The sequence below is a fragment of the Xenorhabdus kozodoii genome (genome assembly GCF_002632875.1).
In the GTDB taxonomy this organism is placed as follows: Bacteria; Pseudomonadota; Gammaproteobacteria; order Enterobacterales; family Enterobacteriaceae; genus Xenorhabdus; species Xenorhabdus kozodoii.
In genome coordinates, this window is the sequence record NZ_NJCX01000062.1 from 1 (window position 1) to 2,329 (window position 2,329).

5 protein-coding genes are annotated in these 2,329 nt (G+C 45.1%); 1 reads left to right on the forward strand and 4 read right to left on the reverse strand.

The genetic code is table 11. The features are described from left to right. Window positions 1–174: 174 nt before the first annotated feature. The 3 genes from Xkoz_RS18960 to Xkoz_RS18970 form a co-directional block, all read right to left on the reverse strand. On the reverse strand, window positions 175–744 hold the full coding sequence (locus Xkoz_RS18960) for a phage antirepressor N-terminal domain-containing protein (RefSeq protein ID WP_099143492.1): 570 nt from the start codon (window positions 742–744) through the stop codon (window positions 175–177). 167 nt (window positions 745–911) lie between these two features. Further along, window positions 912–1,307 carry a structural protein gene (locus Xkoz_RS18965; protein ID WP_099143493.1) on the reverse strand — a complete coding sequence of 132 codons (396 nt, stop codon included), beginning with the start codon at window positions 1,305–1,307 and terminating at the stop codon, window positions 912–914. Beyond that, complete coding sequence (locus Xkoz_RS18970) at window positions 1,307–1,627, reverse strand: phage holin, lambda family (protein WP_422646080.1); 321 nt, start codon at window positions 1,625–1,627, stop codon at window positions 1,307–1,309. The genes Xkoz_RS18965 and Xkoz_RS18970 overlap by 1 nt, the downstream gene beginning before the upstream one ends. Window positions 1,628–1,788: 161 nt before the next feature. Between Xkoz_RS18970 and Xkoz_RS18975 the strand changes: the two genes are divergently transcribed. Next, window positions 1,789–2,082 (forward strand): hypothetical protein, encoded by a 294-nt coding sequence (locus Xkoz_RS18975; RefSeq protein WP_099143494.1) that lies wholly within the window; start codon window positions 1,789–1,791, stop codon window positions 2,080–2,082. Between the two features lie 17 nt (window positions 2,083–2,099). Here the strand turns inward: Xkoz_RS18975 and Xkoz_RS21445 are convergent. Further along, window positions 2,100–2,329: hypothetical protein (locus tag Xkoz_RS21445; protein WP_167386631.1), on the reverse strand; the 230-nt coding region annotated here is incomplete at its 5' end.

Here is a 2,329-nt window from a genome sequence, read left to right on the forward strand (position 1 = left end):
TTCGCGCTTGCTGGCTGGCGTTAATGGCGACTTGTTCGTCATACTGTCGCGATAAACGAGCGTATTCTTCGGCCTTGTCCTGATATTCGCCGTAATAGAACCAGAACAAGCCAGAAACAATCACCAGAGCACCGAGCGTGAAGTACTGGCTGCTGAATTTCATATTACTCACCTTTATTCGGTACGCGTTATTTTACCCTTACCTGTTTCAGCCAGAACAAGATCAAGAACTAAGTCGGTAGCCTGTCCGATTAATCCTCTTATCTTGCTTTCATGCTCAGGCCTAACCTTCTTCCATTCGTTGAGACCCGTACCAAATACACTGGCTAGCTGCTTGTCTCTTTTTAAGTCAGCACAGGCCTGATTCAGTTCTTCCAACACACTACGCTTGCGAGGATTGACAGCTATACCCTTTGTCCAGTACTCATAAAGAACATCATCGCATTCATCCTGATAGCGGATCACCTTATCCCTAATTTCAGGTTTGACTTTGTTGGGGCTGATAGTGGCTAACCAACCAGCAAGTTTGCGGAGGGCTAGGCAAGTCATTAATTGTAAGCCACCTTTTGTAGGTGTTGGGATTTCCTCAACACCTTTTCTAAATCTTTGTTTTAACTTGGTATATTGACCTGCCCAGTCCATCCCCATGCCCTCAACAATGGGTCTCATTGGTACATACGGTTCGTTGTTGTATTCCACAACATAAAGCTCATCATCATAAAAAGGGACTGTGATTGTATACATATTGCGTATTCCTATAGAAATAAGAGCCTGCTGACGTAGAAATATCGCCCACGAGAGGTCGCCACCTGGCGATACTTCTCAGGCTCTATTTCTATAAGCTCGTGATTGGGTTTAGCGCACGTCAGTACGCAGATAAAAAGAAGCCCCGCGATTGCGAGGCTCAGGATTCAGAGTAAATTAAAGGCTTTTTCGAATATCTCATCAGAATACGGCTGCTTGCCGTTCTCCATCTGGATCATCGCCTTGACTAACGCCGTCATGGTGGGTTTATGGTTAACGTTAATCACCGAACGACTATCGATACCGACCGATTGGCTCACATAAGCAATGTAGCTCTCAGTATCATTTTCATTCGGCGGCGCCCAGCGGGAAATAAACTGGCGAATGGTGTTATCACCGTATTTGCGTTCATAATTGCGCAGGATCTTGAGCATCGCTCGTATGCCATATTCCGGTGCGACAAACTGGCAGAATGACTTATCGGTCTGCCTTCTGCACAGTCCCTGCCATTTATCGCCGTGGCGGATATTGCCCGGATTATTATTACGGATGCCTCTGGACATTATTTATCCCCCAGCCGTTTGTTGATGGCACGAATAGCGAATTCACGCAGTTTCTCGACGCCAATAAAGCCAACGGCACCACCTAGCGCCGGTGACACACTGGCAGGAATACCAAACAACTCTAAGCCGCTGGATATGCCCCAGGATAATGCCCCGCACAGTAGCGGTTCGACCCATCGATTTTTCCGCTCCACGCCGTCATAAATCAGGCGGCCGTAACAAATGGCAATGGCTAAAGCCGAGCCGGATATCTGCGGCCATGAGTTTTTTAGGCCGGCCAGCAGGTCAGCCCATAAATCTGGGTTTTCTTTCATCTTCATATTCCACCCCATTTGAACAATGGGCGTCCGTGGGGTGAGCTATGGTCGCCCCTGTGAGTAGGTTAAAAGTAATAAGTTGATAGTTAAGGTAAGCTGTTAGATCAGCCAAACATTAACTAATCAATAGAGGGATGGCTGATTACCTCTGAAAAGGAAAATATATGTCGTGGTTACTGGATCCGTTTAAATCCATTCATGAACAGCCTGAAACCGTACTTCCAGAACTTTGGAAGCATAGAGATGCCATTATTGAAGTACTCCCTTATTATTTAGCTGTTATCGCAAAAACATCTAAAGATCCTGAAAGGTTCTTTGAATACAACATGAAATCTCTAGATAAAATATTTGGTCATGACAGAACTAAACGAGGCCCAAGAGATAATGACATAGCTGGATATGCTTATGATTTGAGCGCTAGAGCTAAAGGTATATTTGATAAGCTCGATGATTTCTAAAACAACAAAGCGCGGAGCTAATCTGCGCTTATCTCTGGTATGGTTAATGAGCGCATTGCCTTCTCAGCGAAAGCCGCCGCCCTATCATTGAATTCTTTTAGTGTGATCTCATCTGTCACAAAATCTTCTGAATATTCAAATGATACTCTCAAACTATGCACATCACTGATGCCAGCAACAACGACTTTGGCTATCAGCGTATCAATAATGGCGGCTCTAAAATCACCATTACCTTCTTTCGCAAGGT